This is a genomic window from Mesorhizobium sp. M7A.F.Ca.CA.004.12.1.1 (assembly GCF_003997835.1).
Classification (GTDB): Bacteria; Pseudomonadota; Alphaproteobacteria; order Rhizobiales; family Rhizobiaceae; genus Mesorhizobium.
On the sequence record NZ_RZRK01000555.1, the window covers coordinates 1 to 4111 of the forward strand.

The window sequence follows — 4111 nt, forward strand, 5'->3', positions numbered from 1 at the left end:
GGGGATCGAACACGCCTGCCGACAGATCGCCGGATTCGCGCACCGATGTCGAGAAAGCCGTGCGCAGCAAGGTGAGGGCCTGCTCCTCGACCACCGAGATCAACCGGTTCCACATGACCTGCATGCGGATTTCACTGATGTCGCTCATGCCTGGCTGCCTTTGCGGATCAGAAGGATCGCGCCGTCGCTCTGGATGACGGCGTCGAAGCTCGTGGTGACGACGGTGGACGTCTCGCGTTCGACGATGATGACCGGGCCTGCCACCCGATCGCCGGTGCACAGCCCCTCCCGTTCGACGATGCCATAGGTCCGTGGCGCACCGCTGGCCGGATCGAACACCGCGCGGCTTGTTGCCGGCTGAGTGGTCCGCTTGCCGGTGATCAGCTCGTGCCTGGCGACAGCAGGCCGGACATCCGTCGCCTTCACGGACCAGGTGACGATCTCGATTTCCAGGCCGCCAAGTCCTTCGATGGCGCGGCCGAAGAAGCGTTGGTAATTCGCCTGGAACAAATCCTCGAGCGTGGTTGCGGCATCATTGCCGAACGGCTCGTCCGGCAGCGGCACGGGGATTTCCCAGCCCTGGCCGGCGTAGCGCATGAAGGCGGTGATTTCGCATGTGATCGTACCGTTGGCCCCTGCCCGCACGAAGCTTTCGGCTGACACTTTGAGGTCATCGAGCAAAGCATTGGCCTCGGCCGGCTTGAACTGCGACAGCCGCGTCAGCCGGGATGCCAGGGCTTCGTAGCCGAACGGAGCCTTGAGGAAGCCGATCGCCGATCCGACGCCCGCGCCCTTGGGGACGATGCACTGGTCGATGCCGAGTTTCTCGCAAAGCCTTGCGGCGTGAAGCGGGGCCGCGCCACCGAAGGCGATCATCACGTTGTCGGAAATGTTTTTGCCGTTTTCGACAGCATGGACGCGGGCGGCATTGGCCATGTTCTCGTCCACCACCTCGCAGATGCCGAAGGCCGTCGCCATGGCATCGAGCGACAGGCGTTCGCCGACATCGCGCAGGATCGCCTGTTCGGATGCGGGCGAGTCCAGCCTGATGGCGCCGCCGGCGAAATTGTCGGGATCGAGCTTGCCGAGCACCAGGTCGGCATCTGTGATGGCCGGGCGCCTGCCGCCGCGGCCGTAGCAGGCCGGGCCAGGTTCCGATCCGGCACTTTCGGGACCGGTCTGGATGCGGCCCATGGCGTCGACCCAGGCGATCGAGCCGCCGCCGGCGCCGATCTCGATCATCTCGATCACGGGAATGGAGATCGGCATGCCGGAACCTTTGCAGAAGCGATAGGTACGCGCCACTTCGAAGGTTCTGGCGGTGCGCGGCGCATAATCCTCGATCAGGCAGATCTTTGCAGTGGTGCCGCCCATGTCATAGGAGACGACCTTTTCCAGGCCGAATCGCCTGGCGATGTCGGCGGCGAAGATGGCGCCGCCGGCCGGGCCGGACTCAACGAGGCGCACGGGAAATTCCGAGGCCGTCTCTACCGAGATCAGACCGCCCCCCGAATGGATCATGAAGACCGGGCACTCGGCGCCCATCTCCTTCAAGCGAGTCTGGAAACGCGCGAGATAGTCCGCCATCTGCGGCCGCACATAGGCGTTGGCGCAGACCGTGTTGAAGCGTTCGAACTCGCGCATCTGCGGCGAGACTTCGGCGCTGATCGAAATCGGGATGGTAAGCTTGCGGGACAGGATAGCGCGTGCCCGGCGCTCATGATCAGGGTTGGTGTAGGCATGGATGAAGCCGATCGCCACGGAGCCGAAACCGCCGGCCGCGATCCGGTCGGCAATGCCTTCCAGGGCGGCTTCGTCGAGCGGTTGAAGCTCCTGGCCTTCCGCACCGATCCGGCCCTTTACCGTGAAACGGTGCTCGCGCGGGATTAGCGGCGCCGGCAGCTGCAGGTCGAGGTCATACTGCTCGAAACGGTTTTCGGTCCGCATCTCGATGACATCGCGGAACCCTTCGGTGGTGACCAGTGCGGTCTTGGCGCCACGGCGTTCGATGAGCGCATTCGTCGCCAGCGTCGTGCCGTGGATGATGATGCCGATCTCGGCAAGCGCGATACCGGCATCGCGCGTGACGACGGCAATGCCGTCCAGGATCGCCTGCTCGGGCGCCGCGTAATTGGTCAATACCTTGGTGGAGAAGATCGTTCCCCTGAGGTCGAGCGCGACGTCGGTGAACGTGCCGCCGATGTCCGCGCCGAGACGGATGTCGTCTTTGGAGGTCATGCCTTGGCCTTCTGGGAAGCGAGCGCGGCGTCACGCATCTGGGAAAGGGTCTGTCGGGGCGTCAGCGCTTCGGGAGATATGGCGATGTCGAGGACCGCTCCCGTCACGGATCCGAGCGCCCGATCGAACGCCGCCGCGAAATCGCGCGTCGCCTCGACCCGCTCGGCATGGAAGCCATAGGCCTTAGCCAGTGTCACGAAATCAGGGTTTTCGAGCGACGTGCCCGAAACGCGCGCCGGATAGTGGCGCTCCTGATGGGCGCGGATCGTGCCGTAGATGCCGTTGTTGAGGATCAGCACGATCGGCTGCGCGCCAGCCTGCATAGCGGTTCCGAGTTCCTGGCAATTCATCTGGAAGTCGCCGTCGCCGGCAAAGCAGACGACCGTGCGTTCTGGAAACGCAACCTTGGCGGCAATTGCCGCCGGCAGGCCGTAGCCCATGGCGCCAGACTGCGGGGCGAGCAGCCGTGCGTCCGGCCCGAACTTGAAGAACTTGTTCGGCCAGACGGTGAAATTGCCGGCGCCGTTGGTGAGAATGACGTCGGCAGGCAGGTTTGCGCGCAGCCAGGCGCTGACCTCCACCATGTCCACCGGGCCGGGCTGGACGGGCGCGCCGAATGTCCCTTCATAGGCTTTGCGGGCCGCGGCGCGCCAGTCCGCCCAGCCGCCTTTGACGGGCGTCAACGCCCGGGCAAAAGCGTTCGGCCCGGCATGGATACCGATAGCCGGCACATAGGTCTTGCCGATCTCGCGATCGGAGCCATGGACATGGATCAGTTTCTGGCGCGGCACCGGCACGGACAGCAGCGTATAGCCGTCCGTGGTCATCTCGCCAAAACGCACATTGACGGCCAGGATCACGTCGGCGTCGCGGAGCAGGGCTTTGACATGCGCCACCATGCCGACGCCGGCCTCGCCGACAAAGACCGGCGAATGGTTGTCGAACTGGTCCTGATAGCGAAAGGCCGCCACGACAGGGATGTCGGAAACCTCTGCGAAAGCCTGTAGCGCCGCGCGTCCGTCCACGGTCCAGTTGGCGCCGCCCATGAGCAGGACCGGCCTCTCGGCCTTGGCCAGCAGCCTGAAGGCCGAAGCGATCGCTTCCGGCGCCGGCGCCGGCTCGAAAATGGCCGCCGGTGCGCTGAGCGGAGCCGCTTCGGTCATGGTGGTCAGCATGTCCTCGGGCAGCGCGACCACGACGGGACCAGGTCGTCCGGTCAATGCGGTCGTCCATGCCCGCGCCACAATCTCGGGCAGGCGCGCGACATCGTCGATCTCGACCGCCCATTTGGCGACCGTGCCGAACACCGACCGGTAGTCGATTTCCTGAAACGCTTCGCGGCCCTTCATGTCGGTGCCGACCTGGCCGACGAACAGGATCATCGGCGAACTGTCCTGCATGGCCGTGTGAACGCCGATGCTGGCGTTGGTGGCGCCTGGGCCGCGCGTCACGAAACAGATGCCTGGCGAGCCGGTCAACTTGCCGTAGGCCGAGGCCATGAACGCCGCGCCGCCTTCATTGCGGCAAAGCGTGTAGTCCAGCTTTCCCTGCGTGTCGTGCAGCGCGTCCAGGACGGCCAGATAACTTTCTCCGGGCACGCCGAAGCTCCTGGTCGCGCCAAGCCCGATCAGGCACTCGACGAGAAGGCGGCCGCCATTGCGGATCATGCTTCGACATCCTCACTTTGGCGGCAGGTCGATCGAGCCTGCCTTCGGTTCATAGGTGCACGCAGGCGGTTCGGGGCGAAATCAAGAAATGCCGTCTATTCGAAAGTTTTTCTTTGCCGGGCAGCGCGCACCAGCACGCCCGGATTCATCGTGTCCCGTGGATCGAATGCATCCTTGAGCCGCGCCATGAGTTCGCGTTCCAATGG

4 protein-coding genes are annotated in these 4111 nt (G+C 64.8%); all 4 read right to left on the minus strand.

Translation table 11 applies throughout. The annotated features are described in order from the left end of the window. Positions 1-148: hydantoinase B/oxoprolinase family protein (locus EN984_RS24865; protein ID WP_164765623.1), on the minus strand; the 148-nt coding region annotated here is incomplete at its 3' end. Beyond that, positions 145-2238 (minus strand): hydantoinase/oxoprolinase family protein, encoded by a 2094-nt coding sequence (locus EN984_RS24870; protein ID WP_127272763.1) that lies wholly within the window; start codon positions 2236-2238, stop codon positions 145-147. The genes EN984_RS24870 and EN984_RS24865, both read right to left, overlap by 4 nt. Beyond that, a complete protein-coding gene (locus tag EN984_RS24875; protein WP_127267665.1) occupies positions 2235-3905 on the minus strand; it encodes a thiamine pyrophosphate-binding protein in 1671 nt (556 codons plus the stop codon). The genes EN984_RS24870 and EN984_RS24875 overlap by 4 nt, the downstream gene beginning before the upstream one ends. A 95-nt stretch (positions 3906-4000) precedes the next feature. Next, positions 4001-4108: an FAD-linked oxidase C-terminal domain-containing protein gene (locus EN984_RS24880; protein ID WP_281057325.1), complete on the minus strand. Its 108-nt coding sequence runs from the start codon at positions 4106-4108 to the stop codon at positions 4001-4003. Positions 4109-4111: the final 3 nt, after the last annotated feature.

Excerpts from the sequence above, each read along its gene's own strand:
- EN984_RS24870 (WP_127272763.1), bottom strand. The coding sequence starts at position 2,238 with ATGACCTCCAAAGACGACATCCGTCTCGGCGCGGACATCGGCGGCACG.
- EN984_RS24875 (WP_127267665.1), bottom strand. The coding sequence starts at position 3,905 with ATGATCCGCAATGGCGGCCGCCTTCTCGTCGAGTGCCTGATCGGGCTT.